Origin of the sequence: Corynebacterium sp. HMSC034E11 (assembly GCF_001835905.1) — a bacterium.
Taxonomy (GTDB): domain Bacteria; phylum Actinomycetota; class Actinomycetes; order Mycobacteriales; family Mycobacteriaceae; genus Corynebacterium; species Corynebacterium coyleae.
On sequence record NZ_KV826394.1, the window covers coordinates 401,842 to 417,832 of the forward strand.

Below are 15,991 nucleotides of genomic sequence, written 5' to 3' on the forward strand. Positions count from 1 at the left end.
AGGTCTCCACTGACAAGGTCGACACCGAGATCCCCTCCCCTGTCGCTGGTGTGATCCTGGAGATCAAGGCTGAGGAGGACGACACCGTCGAGATCGGCGACGTCATCGCGATTATTGGCGACGAGGGCGAAACCCCGGCCGGCGACGACAAGTCCGACGACTCCGCCGACGCCAAGGAAGAGGCGAAGGACAAAGAGCCGGCTGAGGAGCCGAAGGAAGAGAAGAAGGCTGCTCCGAAGCAGGCTTCCGGTTCCGCTACCGATGTTGAGATGCCGGAGCTCGGTGAGTCCGTCACTGAGGGCACCATCACTACGTGGCTGAAGGAAGTCGGCGACGAGGTTGAGGTCGACGAGCCGCTGCTCGAGGTCTCCACTGACAAGGTCGACACCGAAATCCCGTCCCCGGTTGCTGGCACCCTGATCGAGGTCCTGGCGCAGGAAGACGACACCGTTGAGGTCGGCGATGTCATCGCCCGCATCGGTGACGCTAACGCTGCTGCTTCCTCCGGCGACGCCGACGAGGCTGAGGCAGAGGCTGAGGCCGAAGAAGAAGCACCGGCTAAGGAAGAGGAGCCGAAGGAAGAGAAGAAGGCTGCTCCGAAGCAGTCCTCTGGTGAGGGCACCAAGGTTGAGATGCCGGAGCTCGGCGAGTCCGTCACCGAAGGCACCATCACCACCTGGCTGAAGGAAGTCGGTGACACGGTCGAGGTCGACGAGCCGCTGCTCGAGGTCTCCACTGACAAGGTCGACACCGAGATCCCGTCCCCGGTTGCTGGCACCATCATCGAGATCCTCGCTGAAGAGGACGACACCGTTGAGGTGGGCGACGTGATCGTGATCATCGGCGACGCTGACGCCGCTGCTGCTTCCGACGACTCCGCCGACGAGGCCGAGGACGAGGTCGAAGAGGCTGAAGAAAAGGCCGAGGAGAAGGCTGAAGAGAAGGCTGAAGAGAAGAAGCCGGAGCCGAAGGAAGAGCCGAAGCAGGAGGCTCCGAAGGCTGCTTCCACCGACTCCAAGAACGCTTCCGCGAAGGTGAACAACGGCGACAACGTCCCGTACGTCACCCCGCTGGTGCGCAAGCTGGCTGAGAAGCACGGCGTTGATCTGAACACGGTTGAGGGCACCGGTGTTGGTGGCCGCATCCGTAAGCAGGATGTTCTGGCTGCTGCCGAGGGCGGCAAGGCTGAGGGCACCACCGCTGCGTCTGCGACGAAGGAGCAGACGCAGCAGCCGAAGGGCGAGCGTGCGAACTGGTCCACCAAGTCTGTGGATCCGGCGAAGGCGGAGCTCATCGGCACCACCCAGCGTGTGAACCGCATCCGCGAGATCACCGCTGCGAAGATGGTCGAGTCGCTGCAGACCACTGCTCAGCTCACCCACGTGCAGGAAGTCGACGTCACCCGTGTGGCGGAGCTGCGCAAGAAGGTGAAGCCGGCGTTCGTCGAGAAGCATGGCGCAAACATCACGTACCTGGCCTTCTTCATCAAGGCCACGGCAGAGGCGCTTGTGTCCCACCCGAACGTGAACGCTTCCTACGACGCGGATGCGAAGGAGATCACCTACCACGAGGACGTCAACATCGGTATCGCTGTTGATACCCCGATGGGTCTGTTGGTGCCGGTGATCAAGCAGGCGCAGAAGAAGAACCTTGCGGAGATTGCGAAGGCGATCACCGACCTGGCCGAGCGCGCACGCAACAAGAAGCTGCGTCCGGACGACCTGTCTGGCGCAACCTTCACGGTGACCAACATTGGTTCCGAGGGTGCGCTGCTGGATACTCCGGTGCTGACCCCGCCGCAGGCTGGCATTCTGGGTACGGCTGCGATTGAGAAGCGCCCGGTCATCGTGACCGAGGATGGCATTGACTCCATCGCGATCCGTCAGATGTGCTACCTGCCGTTCACCTACGATCACCAGCTGATCGACGGTGCGGACGCTGGTCGTTTCGTCACGACCATCAAGGACCGCATCGAGGAGGGTGACTTCGAGGCTGACCTCGATATCTAACCTCTAGCAGGCGAAAGCCCGGCACTGATTTGCGTCAGTGCCGGGCTTTGTTTTTTGTTTACACTGGCGCCTATGACTGGCACGTTTAAATCTTTCCGCAACAACACTGAACATTTCATGCGCGAGGCACTCGGCGGCCTTGTGGCCGCGCATCCTTTTGCGGAGTGGCACAACGAGGGGTTCGTGGGGCTTTTGCGTGACGACGACTCCCCCGCCCGCGTCGCCGTCATCTCCGGCGGCGGGTCGGGCCACGAGCCGATGCACGCCGGGTTCGTCGGCGAGGGGATGCTGGACGCGGCTTGCCCGGGGCTGCTGTTTACGTCCCCGAACGCGGTGCAGATTGGCGCGGCAACGGAGTGGGCAGATCGTGGCCGTGGTGTTGTGCATGTGGTGAAGAACTACACGGGCGACGTCATGAACTTCACCGTGGCGGGCAACCACGCCGATGCGGAGGTGAAGCAGGTGTTGGTGGCTGACGATGTGGCCACTGAGATCGATAACGATGACTCGCCGGGGAGGCGGGGTACGGGGGCGACGGTGATCGTCGAGAAGATTGCGGGCGCTGCAGCGGCTCGTGGCGACGACCTCGACGCAGTTGCGAAGGTTGCGCAGCGGGCGGCGGATCAGTCGCGAAGCATGGCGGTGGCGCTGCAGCCTGGCCACTCCCCGACCAGCGACCGTGCAACGTTTGATCTGGAGGAGGGCCAGATTGAGGTCGGTGTTGGTATTCACGGTGAGCCGGGTGTGGAGCGTCGTGATCAGGCAGATTCGAAGCCGTCGGCGCAGGCGCTGGTTGAGGAGTTACTCGATGCGGTGCTGGCTTCGCTCAAGGACAGTGGTGTTGCGGTGGGTGATGCCATGCTCTTTGTCAACGGCCTGGGTGGCACAAGCGAGCTGGAGCTCGATCTGGTCTTCGGCGAGGCGCTCAAACAGCTGTCGGATCGTGGCGTGACGGTGCGTCGCGGAATGCGTGGCTCGCTAGTGACGTCGTTGAACATGGCTGGTATTTCGCTTACAGTCACGGCGCTTGACGACGAGCTCATCAGCCTGCTCGACGCGGAAACCCAGGCACCAGCCTGGCCTGATTTGGTCCGTGACCCGCAGTATTCCGACGCCACGATGACGGACGACGAACAGCAGCCAGACAGTGGCGAGGCAAACGTGTGGCTTTCGGCCTTTGTGGATCGCCTCGCAGCTGCCTACGACGACCTGACGGCGCTAGACCGCGAGGCCGGCGATGGCGACTTTGGCCAGAACATGGAGGCGGCCTTCGGTGACGTGGCTACCCCGATTCGGGGCAACGACCCTGAGGTGCTGAACTTCTTTGCCCACCGGATGTTGGTTCGCGCGGGTGGTACCTCCGGTGCGGTGCTTGGCACGTTCTTCCGCGAGATGGCTGACGTGTTTGAGCGCGCCAATGTGGATTCGCGGGACGCGGACGGCCAGGCATTCGGAACAGCACTGGCTGAGGGGCTGCAGAGCGGCGTGACTGCCATTACTGAGCTCGGTGGCGCGAAGGAGGGCGACAACACGCTTATCGACGCGCTCGTGCCCGCCGCAAAGGCCACCGAATCGCTCGATGGCGCTGCCACTGTGGAGGACGTTCTTGAGCACGTATTTGCAGCTGCCGTCGAGGGCGCAAAGTCCACCCGCGGTATGCAGGCGAAGAAGGGCCGGGCCTCCTACCTGGGAGAAAGCGCAAAGGACGTGCCGGATCCCGGCGCGATTGCGGTGACGTGGTTGTTTGGTGCAGCGGACGTGAGGGAGTTCTAAAACCCTGGTAGACCGCTTTGTCTTATTGGTGGGTGTCACGGACGTGTTTGCCCGCTATGCTTGGGCGTGCTCGTACGCCCCGAGATAAGGAGCCTTCAGTTGGATTACATTTCCCGTCATATTGGCCCAAACCAGGATGAACAGCAGCAATTGCTGGACGCGCTGGGTTACGAAAGTATCGATGCGCTGATTGCTGCAGCGGTGCCAGGCGGGATCCTGGCTGAGCAGCCGCTTGATCTGCCGGATGCGCTTACGGAATACGAGGCTCAGGCTCGACTGCGTGAGTTGGCTGGCAAGAACAAGGTCTTGCGCGCGTTCTATGGCCAGGGCTTTAACTCGACTCTCACGCCACCGGTGATTCGTCGTGGTGTGGTGGAGGATGCTGGCTGGTATACCGCGTATACCCCGTATCAGCCGGAAATCTCTCAGGGCCGCCTGGAGGCGCTGCTGAATTTCCAGACCATGGTGCAGGATCTGACTGGTTTGGATATTGCGAACGCTTCGCTTCTCGACGAAGCCTCGGCCGCCGCGGAAGCAGTTGGCCTGATGGCTCGTGTGGTGAAGAAGGGTCGCCGTGTGCTGTTGGATGCTCGTTTGCATCCGCAGGTGATCAACGTGGCTGCAGAGCGCGCCCGTGCGATTGATCTTGAGGTTGAGGTTGTTGACCTCACCGAGGGTGTTGTCGGCGAGGACCTGGTGGGCGCGGTGTTTGCCTACCCGGGTACCGAGGGCGACGTTGCGGATCCGCGTCCGGTGATCGAGGCGATCCACGAGCGTGGCGGCCTGGTTGCGGTTGACGCGGACATCCTTGCGCTGACGCTGTTGGAGTCCCCTGGTGAGTTCGGTGCGGATATCGCAATCGGCACCACGCAGCGTCTTGGTGTGCCGCTGTTCTACGGTGGCCCGCACGCCGCCTACATGGCTGTGCGTGAGAAGTTGCAGCGTCAGATGCCAGGCCGCCTCGTTGGCGTGTCCAAGGATGCGGAGGGCTACCCCGCATACCGCCTGGCGTTGCAGACGCGTGAGCAGCACATTCGTCGTGAGCGTGCGACGTCCAACATCTGTACCGCTCAGGCACTGCTTGCGGTCACCGCGTCGATGTACGCGGTCTACCACGGCCCGGACGGGCTGACGGAGATCGCCGGCACGATCCACCAGCGCGCGACGGATTTTGCTGCCGCTCTTGAGAAGGCTGGCGTGAAGGTCAAGCACGCCGAGTTCTTCGACACTGTTGCGGTGGAAGTTGAGGGGGCGCGTGGTGTCGTCGATAAGTTTGCGCAGGCAGGCTACCTCGTTCGCGCGATCGACGACAAGACTGTCGGCGTGTCCTTCGGCGAGGACACCACGGATGCGGATGTTTCGGCGCTGCTGGCCGGCTTCGGCGCGGATGCTGCGACCGGCGAGTCTCGTATCCCTGCGGCACTTGTGCGCAAGACCGAGTTCCTCACCCACGAGACGTTTAACCGCATCCACTCTGAGACCCAGATGATGCGCTACATCCGCGAACTCGGCGACAAGGACCTGGCGCTGGACCGCACGATGATCCCGCTGGGTTCCTGCACGATGAAGCTCAACCCGACCGCGGGCCTTGAGGCGATTACCTGGCCTGATTTTGCCAACGTGCACCCCTTCACCCCGGACGAGTACACCGAGGGATGGCGCGAACTTATCGACGAAATCCGCTCCTGGCTGGTCGAAATCACCGGCTACGCCGAGGTGTCCGTCCAGCCGAACTCCGGTGCGAACGGCGAGTTGGCGGGCTTGTTGGCAATCCGTCGCTACCACGTGGCCAACGGCGACACCGAGCGCGACATCTGCCTGATTCCGGCGTCGGCGCACGGTACGAATGCCGCGTCGGCGACGCTGGCGAACCTGCGGGTGGTCGTCGTCAAGACTGCTGCCGATGGTTCCATCGACATCAACGACTTGGACGAGAAGCTGGCCAAGCACGAAGGCCACGTCGCAGCGATCATGCTCACCTACCCCTCCACGCACGGCGTGTACGAGGAAGACGTGCGCGTGGTCTGTGACAAGGTGCATGCGGCTGGCGGCCAGGTCTACATCGACGGCGCGAACATGAACGCCCTGACCGGCATCGCCCGCCCGGGTGACTTCGGCGGCGACGTGTCTCACCTGAACCTGCACAAGACGTTCACCATCCCGCACGGTGGCGGTGGTCCGGGTGTTGGCCCGATCGGTGTGGCCGAGCACCTCATCCCGTTCTTGCCGTCCAACCCGAACGTGCCGCTAGAGCAGGCCGCTGCGGAGATCGACGGCTCGGCTGGCGTGCCGGTGGCCTCCACCCTGTTTGGCTCGGCTGGTGTGCTGCCGATTTCCTGGTCGTACATCGCCATGTCCGGTGCGGAAGGACTGCGCAGTGCCACGGCGCACGCGGTGCTGAACGCGAACTACATTGCGAAGGAACTCAACGACTCCTTCCCGGTCCTCTACACCGGCAACAACGGTCTTGTCGGCCACGAGTGCATCCTGGATCTGCGCGAACTCACTGATCAGTCCGGTGTGACCGCCGCCGATGTGGCCAAGCGTCTGGTGGACTACGGCTTCCACGCCCCCACCCTGGCATTCCCGGTTGCGGGCACGCTCATGGTGGAGCCGACCGAGTCCGAGGACCTGGCTGAGATCGACCGCTTCATCGAGGCAATGCGCTCCATCCGTGCGGAGATCCAGGAGATCATTGACGGCAAGATCGAGTACGAAAAGTCCGTGGTCCACAACGCGCCGTACACCGCGCACAGCGTGGCCCGTGACGAGTGGCCGTACGAGTTCACCCGTGAGCAGGCCGCCTACCCGGTGGATCGTCTCGTCCACCAGAAGTACTTCCCGCCAGTGCGTCGTGTTGACGAAGCATTCGGCGACCGCAACCTCCAATGCGCATGCCCGCCGCCGGAGGCCTTCGATATCACCGACGACACCGACAACTAGGAGTAAGGAGAACACCCATGCCACAGACTCCCCTGTTTGCTAAGCACGAGGCGCTCAACGCCTCCTTCACCGACTTCGGTGGCTGGACCATGCCGCTGAAGTACGCCTCCGAGTTGGAAGAGCACCGCGCGGTGCGCAACGACGTTGGCATTTTCGACCTGTCCCACATGGGCGAAATTGACGTCAAGGGCCCCGACGCTGCAGCGTTTTTGGACTACGCGTTGATCTCCAACATGTCCATCCTGAAGGTGGGCAAGGCGAAGTATTCGATGATTGTCGATGAAAACGGCGGCATCCTCGACGACTTGATCACCTACCGCTTCGACGACGACCACTTCATGGTTGTGCCCAATGCTGGCAACACCGCAGCCGTATGGGCGGCGTTCGAGGCACGCAAGGGGGACTTCGACGTCGAGCTGCGCAACGACTCCGAAGCCACCGGCCTGGTTGCCGTCCAGGGTCCGCGCTCCCTCGAGGTGCTCACCCCACTCCTGGACGGCGATGCTGGCGCGCTTGAGTACTACTCCGGCGCTTGGTTCTCGCTTCGCTCGAACCAAGCGACAATCGACGTGTTTGTCGCTCGCACCGGTTACACCGGTGAGGACGGCTTCGAACTGTTCTGCGCGGCCGAGGACACCGTTGCCGTGTGGGACGCCGTCATCGGCTCCGGTACCCCGTGTGGTTTGGCTGCACGTGACTCGCTGCGTCTCGAGGCATCCATGCCACTCTACGGCAACGAATTGACCACCGACATCACCCCGGTGGAGGCCGGGATGGGCCGTGCGTTTGCAAAGAAGGAGGCGGACTTCGTCGGTAAGCAGGCGCTCACTGGTCGTGAACCAAGCGTCGTTATCGCTGGTCTGACGTCTGAGCAGCGCCGTGCCGCACGTCAGGGCGCCGAGGTGTACCTGGCGGGTACTGAGGACAAGATCGGCGTGGTCACCTCTGGCCAGCCTTCGCCGACGCTGGGCTACCCGGTCGCACTCGCACATGTGGATCCGGCACACACGGAAGTGGGCACCGAAGTGGAAGTTGATATCCGCGGACGCCGCTACCCGTTTACTATTGCAGCAACCCCGTTTTACACCCGAGAGGACGCATAACTATGGCTCTGAAGCAGGATTTCTACTACTCCGAGGACCACGAGTGGATCAACGCCACCCCGGACACCGCCGTTGGCCAGACCGTACGCGTGGGCATCACCCACGTCGCTGCTGACCGCCTCGGTGAGGTTGTGTTCGCGGAACTGCCGCAGGTCGGCGACACCGTCACCGCAGGCGAAACCTGCGGTGAGATCGAGTCCACCAAGTCGGTCTCTGATCTGTACTCCCCGGTCACCGGCACGGTCACCGCTGTCAACGAGGACATCGACGGCGCGTATGAGGCCATCAACAACGACCCGTACGGCGAAGGCTGGCTCTACGAGGTTGAGGTCGAAGAGGTCGGCCCGCTCATGACCGCCGACGAGTACGGCGCCGCTAACGGCGTGTAGTACACATCTCTGCCGGGGACTAGGGTTGGGCGCATGACTGCGCCACGTGACCCGTTTTTCCCCGCCGAGAAGTCCATCCGAGCCTCAGACTCGCCCATTGACGTGCGCGATCTGGGGCTCGTGGATTATCAGCAGGCCTGGGATCTTCAGGCCGAGATTGCCGCGCAGCGCGCCAAGGATGAGGTGGGCGACACCATCCTGGTGTTGGAGCACCCCTCCACATTCACTGCCGGCAAGCGCACCCAGCCGGAGGATATGCCGGATGCTTCCTACCCCGTCCCGGTTGTGACGGTGGACCGTGGCGGTCGCATCACCTGGCACGGCGAAGGCCAACTCGTGGTGTACCCGATTATTAAGTTGGCCGAGCCGGTAGACGTCGTCGATTATGTGCGCCGCCTCGAAGAAGCCCTCATTCAGACCGTGCGGGCAGCCGGGGTGACCACCGCAGGGCGTATCGACGGCCGCTCGGGCGTCTGGGTACCCGCTGAAACCAAGGCGGCCTCCCCTGAGGCCTCGACACGTGAGCGCAAGATCGCAGCACTTGGCATCCGCATCACCCGCGGGGTGACCATGCATGGGCTGAGTCTGAACTGCGATAACACGCTCGAACACTACGAACACATCGTCGCCTGCGGTATCGACGACGCCGACGTGACCACCATGTCGCTCGAACTCGGACGCGACATCACGCCTGCCGATATGGCTGGCCCTGTCGTGCACGAACTCAAGCGAGCTTTGGCTGGTGAACTGGTGGTAGCGGACCATACGTTTGCCACTCGGCCGGACCCGTCGAAGGGTTTGACAAAACATGTACGGTAGGGGGCGTGACTGTAGCACCAGAAGGACGCAAGCTGCTGCGCGTTGAGGCGCGCAACTCGCAGACACCAATTGAGAAGAAACCACGCTGGATCCGCAACTCTGTAAAGACCGGTCCCGAATACGAGGACATGAAGCAAAAGGTCAAGGGAGCGGGGCTGCACACCGTGTGCCAGGAAGCCGGCTGCCCCAATATTCACGAGTGCTGGGAATCGCGTGAGGCAACGTTCCTCATCGGCGGATCGCGTTGCTCGCGCCGTTGCGATTTCTGTGACATCGCCTCCGGCAAACCGGATCCGTTGGACCGCGACGAACCGCGTCGCGTGGCAGAAGAGGTTAAGAGCCTCAACCTGAACTACTCCACCATCACCGGCGTGACCCGTGACGACCTCGACGACGAGGGCGCATGGCTCTACGCAGAGGTCGTTCGCAAGATCCACGAACTCAACCCAAACACGGGCGTGGAAAACCTCACCCCGGACTTCTCCGGCAAGCCGGACCTGCTCCAGGAAGTGTTCGAGGCACGCCCGGAGGTCTTCGCCCACAACCTGGAGACTGTCCCGCGCATCTTCAAACGCATCCGTCCGGCGTTCCGTTACGAGCGGTCCCTGGACGTTATCCGCCAGGCACGTGACTTCGGTTTGATCACCAAGTCCAACCTCATCCTCGGCATGGGCGAGACCCGTGAAGAGATCCTTGAGGCGCTGCAGGACCTCGTTGATGCCGGCTGCGACATCATCACCATTACGCAGTACCTGCGCCCAGGCCCGACCTACCACCCGATCGATCGTTGGGTGAAGCCGGAAGAGTTCATCGAGTACCGCGACGCTGCTTACGAGATGGGCTTCGGCGCTGTCATGTCCGGCCCGCTGGTCCGCTCCTCCTACCGTGCAGGCAAGCTCTACGTGGAAGCAATGAAGCACCGTGGGCTCGAACTGCCGGAGAACCTGAAGCACCTCGCGGAAACGTCTCAGGGTGAGACCGCGCAGGAAGCCTCGTCGCTGCTGAAGAAGTACGGCGCGTCTGAGGACCACCCTGTAGAGACCCGCTAGGGGTCTTTGGCCCGCGTCTTAGCTGTGGCATACAGTATTGGCCATGGCTAAGACGCAGGACAAGGCAGCCGCAAAGGCTGCGAAACAGGAACAGCGCGCGGCGAAGCGCGCGAAGAGCAAGGCAACGCGCGGGCAAATCGTCCAGGCGTTTAATATTCAGCGTAAGCGCGACAAGGCGCTTATCCCGATCATGCTGGCCTGTGTGCTCGGCGTCGGGTTGCTATTCTTCCTCCTCGGCCTGTGGTGGGGCATGAAGTGGCTCTGGCTCGTCTTCGGCCTCGTTCTGGGTGCCGTGCTGGCAATGTTTGTCTTCTCCCGTCGCCTGGAGCGCTCCATGTACGAAGAGGTCGGCGACACCCCAGGCGCTGCCGGCTGGACACTGGAGAACATGCGCAACACGATGGGCATCGTGTGGCTGACTAAGACCGGCGTGCAGGCGAATACTTCCATGGACACCGTCCACCGCGTGGTGGGCAACCCGGGTGTGGTCCTGGTCGGCGAGGGTAACCCGAACCGTTTGAAGGCCCTGATGTCCAAGGAGCACAAGCGCGTCGACCGTCTGCTGGCTGGTGTACCGATCTACGAGGTGTATGTCGGTGAAGGCGAAGACCAGGTGCGCACTCGCGATCTGCAGAAGCACCTGCTGAAGCTGCCGAAGAACTACCAGAAGAACGAGGTATACAACCTCGCAGCGAAGTTGGACGCAATGGATTCACGCGCACGCAACGGCCAGATGCCGGGCCTGCCGGGTGGTCCACTGCCAAAGCAGGCACAGAACATGGCGGGTATGAACCGCAAGATGCGCCGTATGCAAGAGCGCAAGGGCGGAAAGTAACCCCCGAATCCCCCCTGTGATCCGCTCGCTACCTGGAACGGATCACTGTTGTGGTGGTGGCGCGGTCATGCATGCCGCGCCCGTCGGCGTCGACAAGCGCTGCGGGCAACACGAAGCCGGTGAGGACGGTGCGCAACGCTGCGCGCCACAGTCCCACCGGCGCTTCTTCGTCTACACGCGCCACCCCCATGCCGAGTGCAGCCATACCGGGTGTGCGGGCAAACAACCAGCCTCCCAGGATTCCCAGCACGATCCACAGCAGGTAGGTCAGCGTGTACTTGTCCCCCAACGCTGAGGTGTTCTGGGTGATCAGGGATGCAGCGATCGCGCAGATTGTCCAGTCGATGAGCACCCCGCCCATGCGTCGCGCCACCGATGCTTGCGAGCCGGCACCTTTCTCCGGCATGCCGAGGAACTCCCCCGGATAGGACGGCAGATGGTCCTCGCCGTTGAATTGATTAGGGATTTCTGGGCCGTTGCGCCAGTCAGGTCGTCGATTAGCAGCCATACTCTATGAGCCTAGCGGTGTACAGGTCTACACTTGTAACCGCTTATGACAGCCGACCGACGAGGAGTACCGCCCGTGTCCTTCGACAACATCGAAGACGTTAAAAAGTTCATTGTCGACGAGGGGGTGGAATTCGTTGACGTGCGCTTCACCGACGTGCCCGGCATCGAACACCACTTCTCCATCCCGGCCTCCATGTTCGACGAAGACGTGATGGAAGAGGGCCTCGCTTTCGACGGCTCCTCCATCCGCGGCTTCACCACGATCGAAGAGTCCGACATGACGCTCATGCCGGACCTGGCCACCGCGAAGCTCGACCAGTTCCGTGGCTCGAAGACGCTAAACGTGAAGTTTTTTGTCAACGACCCGTTCACCCACGAACCGTTCTCGCGCGACCCGCGCAACGTAGCCAAGAAGGCCGAGGAGTACCTGCGCTCCACCGGCATCGCAGACACCTGCTCGATCGGCGCCGAGGCCGAGTTCTACCTGTTCGACTCCATCCGCTACGAGGTGGACGCCCATACTGCGTTCTACGAGATCGACGCGGAAGAAGGCTGGTGGAACCGTGGTGCCGAGGCTGACGTCGATGGCGGCCCGAACCTGGGCTACAAGAACCGTGTGAAGGGTGGCTACTTCCCCGTCCCGCCGCACGACAAGACCGTCGAGGTGCGCGACGCGATGGTGCGCAACCTGGCTGAATCCGGTTTTGAGATCGAGCGTTTCCACCGCGAGGTGGGCAACGGCGGCCAGCAGGAGATCAACTACCGCTTCAACACCCTGCTGCATGCGGCGGATGATCTGCAGGACTTCAAGTACATCGTGAAGAACACTGCCACCCAGTTCGGTAAGACCGTCACGTTCATGCCGAAGCCGCTCGCTGGTGACAACGGCTCGGGTATGCACGCCCACCAGTCGCTGTGGAAGGACGGCGAGCCGCTGTTTTACGACGAGTCCGGCTACGGTGGCCTGTCCGACATCGCCCGCTGGTACATCGGCGGCCTGCTCGAGCACGCAGGTGCCGTACTCGCCTTCACCAACCCGACGCTGAACTCCTACCACCGCCTGGTGCCGGGCTTCGAGGCCCCGATCAACCTGGTGTACTCCCAGCGCAACCGTTCCGCTGCCATCCGCATCCCGATCACGGGTGCGAACCCGAAGGCGAAGCGCATCGAGTTCCGCGCACCGGACCCGTCGGGCAACCCCTACCTCGGCTTCGCAGCCATGCTCATGGCAGGTATCGACGGCATCAAGAACCGCATCGAGCCGCACGCCCCGGTGGACAAGGACCTCTACGAACTGCCACCAGAAGAGGCCAAGGACATCCCGCAGGCACCGACCTCGCTTGAGGCTGCCCTGCAGGCGCTTGAGGCTGACCATGACTTCCTCACCGAGGGCGACGTGTTCACCGAAGACTTGATCGAGACCTACATCAAGCTGAAGTACGACAACGAGATCACCCCGGTGCGCCTCCGCCCAACGCCGCAGGAATTCGAGATGTACTTCGACTGCTAAATCAGAGGCAAAACAGCGGCTCGATGGTGGCTGAAATAGCCTCGTTCTCCGCTAAGCCTTAGATAACTTTGTATAGCCTGACCTGCGGAAGGTCAGGCTATACATGCTTGCGCAGGCAAAACAATGGGTTCATAGTGGGCGCTATGACTGATCTGATGGCACGCCCCAATGACTGCTCCGCCGACTGCCCGGTGGTGTACGACCTGCACCCGATGCAGCACGTTGAGCCTGGCACCAGCGAGCGGCTCAACCGCCTCCGCGCGGCCGTCCTTGGCGCGAACGACGGCATTGTCTCCACGGCGGCTGTCGTCGTGGGTGTAGCGGGCGCGACCGCGAACCAGACGACGATTGCCATGTCCGGTTTGGCCGCCGTCGTTGGTGGTGCTGTGTCGATGGCGCTTGGCGAATACGTCTCGGTGTCGTCGCAACGCGACTCGGAGCGCTCCATGGGCTTTGCGGAGCACCAGCAGGTCAATCCATGGTCAGCCGGTATCGCGTCGTTCCTGTCGTTCATCTTGGGTGCGGTGCTGCCATTTGTGACCGCGATACTGGCGCCGGAGTCCGTCCGCATTGTGTCGATCTTCGCTGTGACGCTCGTTGCGCTTGCACTCACCGGCGCACTGTCGGCAAAGCTTGGCGATTCCCCGGTGCTCCGCCCGGTTCTGCGCATCGTCGTCGGTGGAACACTCGGCCTAGCGATGACTTTTGCGGTGGGTTCGCTCTTCGGCGCCGCTGCACTTTAGTGTCCAGAGTGGCGGTAGCGATTTGGATCGTATCCGTTTGACGTGGGAAAACACCCAAACCACACAACTCCACACAAAGTACACAACTCCACACAAACCACATAACTTCACATAACATCGGTAGTGTCGCCGACATCCTGCGCGTGCCAGAGGATGAGTATCCCGAACTGCCGAATGGCCAGGTACAACAAAAGGGATTACCATACATGGGGTGATGAACAAGCTCCGCCAACTTCCTCCGGCCGGCCCCGCATGGGGCGGCAGCCTCATGGGTACGTCGATCGTGTCGCGACTGCTCGTCGAAAAGAACATGATGCTTGGCGCGAGCATCTTCGCAGCGATCGCCTCCGCAATCCTCGTTGTATTAGTGGTTGGCTTTGTCACATACCGCCAGCCGAGCTTCAAACGCACCTCAATGGCGGAATGGTCGATGTTCTTCATCGGAATCCTCGCGCTCGGCGCCGCACTGTCTGGGTTGACGGATGTGCCGGTGTACCGCCTGGTCGGCTTTTGGATCGGCGCGCCCGTCACCACCTTGACCTGGGCGATCCAACTCACGCGATTCGAAGGAAAACCACGGTTTACGTGGGGGCTGCCGCTTGTCGGCCCGATGATCTCCGCGTCTGTGGCCGGCTGGCTGGCCCGCGACTACGGGCAGATCTACCACGTCATGGGCACAGTGTTTTTCTTCATGTCGCTGCTGACCGCAGTGCCGGTGTTCATGCGCGTCTACTGGGCTGCCTGGCACGGTGAGGTTGATCTGTCGGGCCCGAACTCTGCGACCGCATGGGTGCCGCTCGGCGTGATCGGCCAATCCACTACCGCGTTACAGATCCTCTACCCCGGCTACTTCTCGGTCCACTACGGCTACGTGGCGCTTATGCTGTCCATCCCGCTGGCCATCTACGCCATGGTCACCTTCTACCCCAACGTCGCACGCTGGACGCAGTACTCCCCCGCCTGGTGGTCGTGCACGTTCCCGCCGGGCACGGTGAGCATGGGTGGCCACCAGGTGGCGCTGGTCAACGGGTCGCACTGGCTGGACGCCGTTGCCTTGGCAATTCCGTTCCTGCTGCTCGCTCACTGGACGGTGTGCTCGAGCAGGTTTATCAGTTGGGTTATCGAAGGTCGCCGGGACAACAACTCGCAGTCGACGCAGACGCCCCAGACCTCGAAGGCTGCGCGCCAGATGGCGGCCTAGCGCGCCACGTTGAGGTCGACCTCGATCCCGCCAACGCGCCCGCGGGAGGTGAACTGCCACACCGCGGGTTCCGGGAACCCGAGCGGGCGCGGCCACTTCCCCAACTGCGCCGGGTCCGTCACGGTGTTGTCGCCCCAGTGCGCGAGCCACAGTTCCCCAAACTGTGCAGGGCTGGCCATCCCCATGTGCCGGCGCCAGTACCAGGCGTTGGTGTAAAACCCGGCCACTTCCACGCCAGCTTGGGTGAAGCACTCTACAGCGGTGTGGACGTCGTCAAGCGTAAGCCCCGCGGGTGACTCCACGTCGAGCCACATGGGCAATTGCGTATCGACGAGCACCTCACACGCCACCTCCACCTGCCGCTGCACCGTCGTGCCCTCTGAGGGGGCGCGGAGAAAGTGGTAGGTGGAGGTGGCGCAGCCGGCGGTGGTGGCGTCGAGAAGCAATTGCTCAAAACACGGGTCGCGGTAGGTGCCGTCCGTGGTGCGGATGATGGCGAAGTCGAAGCCGGTGAAGTCGAAGCCTCGTTGGTATTCGGAGACGTCGACGCCGAATCTCACCGCTTCTTCAGCCCCATGCGCGGGGTGAAGCTGCCTGGGTGGCGGCGCTGCGCTGCGGCATCAGCGATGGTCAGGCGCCACTTCGGGTCGGTCACCGGCATGTTGGAAATCGGGAACCAGCCGACCTCGACCGACTCGTCGTCACCGACGATGGGCACGGCGGTGGGGTCTGTAGCCTCGCAACGAATCTGCACCGACATGTACGTCGCCTTATCCCCGTTGTCGTGCGTGACCGGGCCAACCACGCCGACGCCGAGGATTGCCGCCGGCTCGACCTCCACACCAGTCTCCTCGAGCACCTCGCGCACCGCGGCCATGTGAGGCTCCTCGCTCGGGTCCGCGATGCCGGTCACCGGGGTCCAGTTCCCATTGTCGGCGCGGCGCACGAGCAGCACGTCCGGCACCGCCCAGTCGGAGGTGTCGGCCGAGTCGCGCAACACCACCGCGCACACGCTTGGCACCCACATCAGGTCGGTGCCGATCTTTTTACGGGTCTCCACAATGAACTCCGGGATAGGCATGGGTACGAGTGTACAATCCCTTCCGA

General features: G+C 62.5%; 14 protein-coding genes. 11 read left to right on the top strand and 3 right to left on the bottom strand.

All coding sequences use genetic code 11. From position 1 onward, the window contains the following. From sucB to HMPREF2690_RS05955, 8 genes are all read left to right on the top strand, one after another. Positions 1–2,009, top strand: a 2,009-nt coding sequence (sucB, locus tag HMPREF2690_RS05920; RefSeq protein WP_070820377.1) for a 2-oxoglutarate dehydrogenase, E2 component, dihydrolipoamide succinyltransferase, incomplete at its 5' end; no start/stop codon positions are given. A gap of 72 nt (positions 2,010–2,081) precedes the next feature. Continuing rightward, entirely contained in the window at positions 2,082–3,782 is a 1,701-nt protein-coding gene (locus HMPREF2690_RS05925) for a dihydroxyacetone kinase family protein (RefSeq protein ID WP_070820378.1), read from the top strand. Positions 3,783–3,881: 99 nt separating this feature from the next. Then, positions 3,882–6,725, top strand: coding sequence for an aminomethyl-transferring glycine dehydrogenase (gcvP, locus tag HMPREF2690_RS05930; protein ID WP_070820379.1), 2,844 nt, complete (start codon positions 3,882–3,884; stop codon positions 6,723–6,725). Between the two features lie 17 nt (positions 6,726–6,742). Next, positions 6,743–7,828 carry a glycine cleavage system aminomethyltransferase GcvT gene (gcvT, locus tag HMPREF2690_RS05935; RefSeq protein WP_070820380.1) on the top strand — a complete coding sequence of 362 codons (1,086 nt, stop codon included), beginning with the start codon at positions 6,743–6,745 and terminating at the stop codon, positions 7,826–7,828. A gap of 2 nt (positions 7,829–7,830) precedes the next feature. Continuing rightward, positions 7,831–8,217, top strand: a complete 387-nt coding sequence (gcvH, locus tag HMPREF2690_RS05940; RefSeq protein WP_070422154.1) for a glycine cleavage system protein GcvH — start codon at positions 7,831–7,833, stop codon at positions 8,215–8,217. 33 nt (positions 8,218–8,250) lie between these two features. Continuing rightward, entirely contained in the window at positions 8,251–9,036 is a 786-nt protein-coding gene (lipB, locus tag HMPREF2690_RS05945) for a lipoyl(octanoyl) transferase LipB (RefSeq protein WP_070450839.1), read from the top strand. Between the two features lie 5 nt (positions 9,037–9,041). After that, a complete protein-coding gene (gene lipA / locus HMPREF2690_RS05950; protein ID WP_070820381.1) occupies positions 9,042–10,085 on the top strand; it encodes a lipoyl synthase in 1,044 nt (347 codons plus the stop codon). A gap of 43 nt (positions 10,086–10,128) precedes the next feature. Further along, positions 10,129–10,920 (top strand): DUF4191 domain-containing protein, encoded by a 792-nt coding sequence (locus HMPREF2690_RS05955; protein ID WP_070422151.1) that lies wholly within the window; start codon positions 10,129–10,131, stop codon positions 10,918–10,920. A 28-nt stretch (positions 10,921–10,948) separates the two neighbouring features. Here the strand turns inward: HMPREF2690_RS05955 and HMPREF2690_RS05960 are convergent, their stop codons facing one another. Further along, positions 10,949–11,428 (bottom strand): RDD family protein, encoded by a 480-nt coding sequence (locus HMPREF2690_RS05960; RefSeq protein ID WP_070422150.1) that lies wholly within the window; start codon positions 11,426–11,428, stop codon positions 10,949–10,951. Positions 11,429–11,473: 45 nt separating this feature from the next. Between HMPREF2690_RS05960 and glnA the strand changes: the two genes are divergently transcribed. The 3 genes from glnA (at position 11,474) to HMPREF2690_RS05975 (ending at position 14,884) form a co-directional block, all read left to right on the top strand. After that, positions 11,474–12,940, top strand: coding sequence for a type I glutamate--ammonia ligase (glnA, locus tag HMPREF2690_RS05965; RefSeq protein WP_371326013.1), 1,467 nt, complete (start codon positions 11,474–11,476; stop codon positions 12,938–12,940). A gap of 212 nt (positions 12,941–13,152) precedes the next feature. Further along, complete coding sequence (locus tag HMPREF2690_RS05970; RefSeq protein ID WP_208856598.1) at positions 13,153–13,683, top strand: VIT1/CCC1 transporter family protein; 531 nt, start codon at positions 13,153–13,155, stop codon at positions 13,681–13,683. A 214-nt stretch (positions 13,684–13,897) separates the two neighbouring features. Continuing rightward, complete coding sequence (locus tag HMPREF2690_RS05975; RefSeq protein ID WP_083292012.1) at positions 13,898–14,884, top strand: TDT family transporter; 987 nt, start codon at positions 13,898–13,900, stop codon at positions 14,882–14,884. Here HMPREF2690_RS05975 and HMPREF2690_RS05980 read toward each other — a convergent pair. Next, complete coding sequence (locus tag HMPREF2690_RS05980) at positions 14,881–15,444, bottom strand: glycoside hydrolase family 25 protein (RefSeq protein WP_070771551.1); 564 nt, start codon at positions 15,442–15,444, stop codon at positions 14,881–14,883. The genes HMPREF2690_RS05975 and HMPREF2690_RS05980 overlap by 4 nt on opposite strands. Further along, positions 15,441–15,965, bottom strand: coding sequence for an NUDIX hydrolase (locus tag HMPREF2690_RS05985; RefSeq protein WP_070614609.1), 525 nt, complete (start codon positions 15,963–15,965; stop codon positions 15,441–15,443). The genes HMPREF2690_RS05980 and HMPREF2690_RS05985 overlap by 4 nt, the downstream gene beginning before the upstream one ends. Between the last annotated feature and the right edge of the window lie 26 nt (positions 15,966–15,991).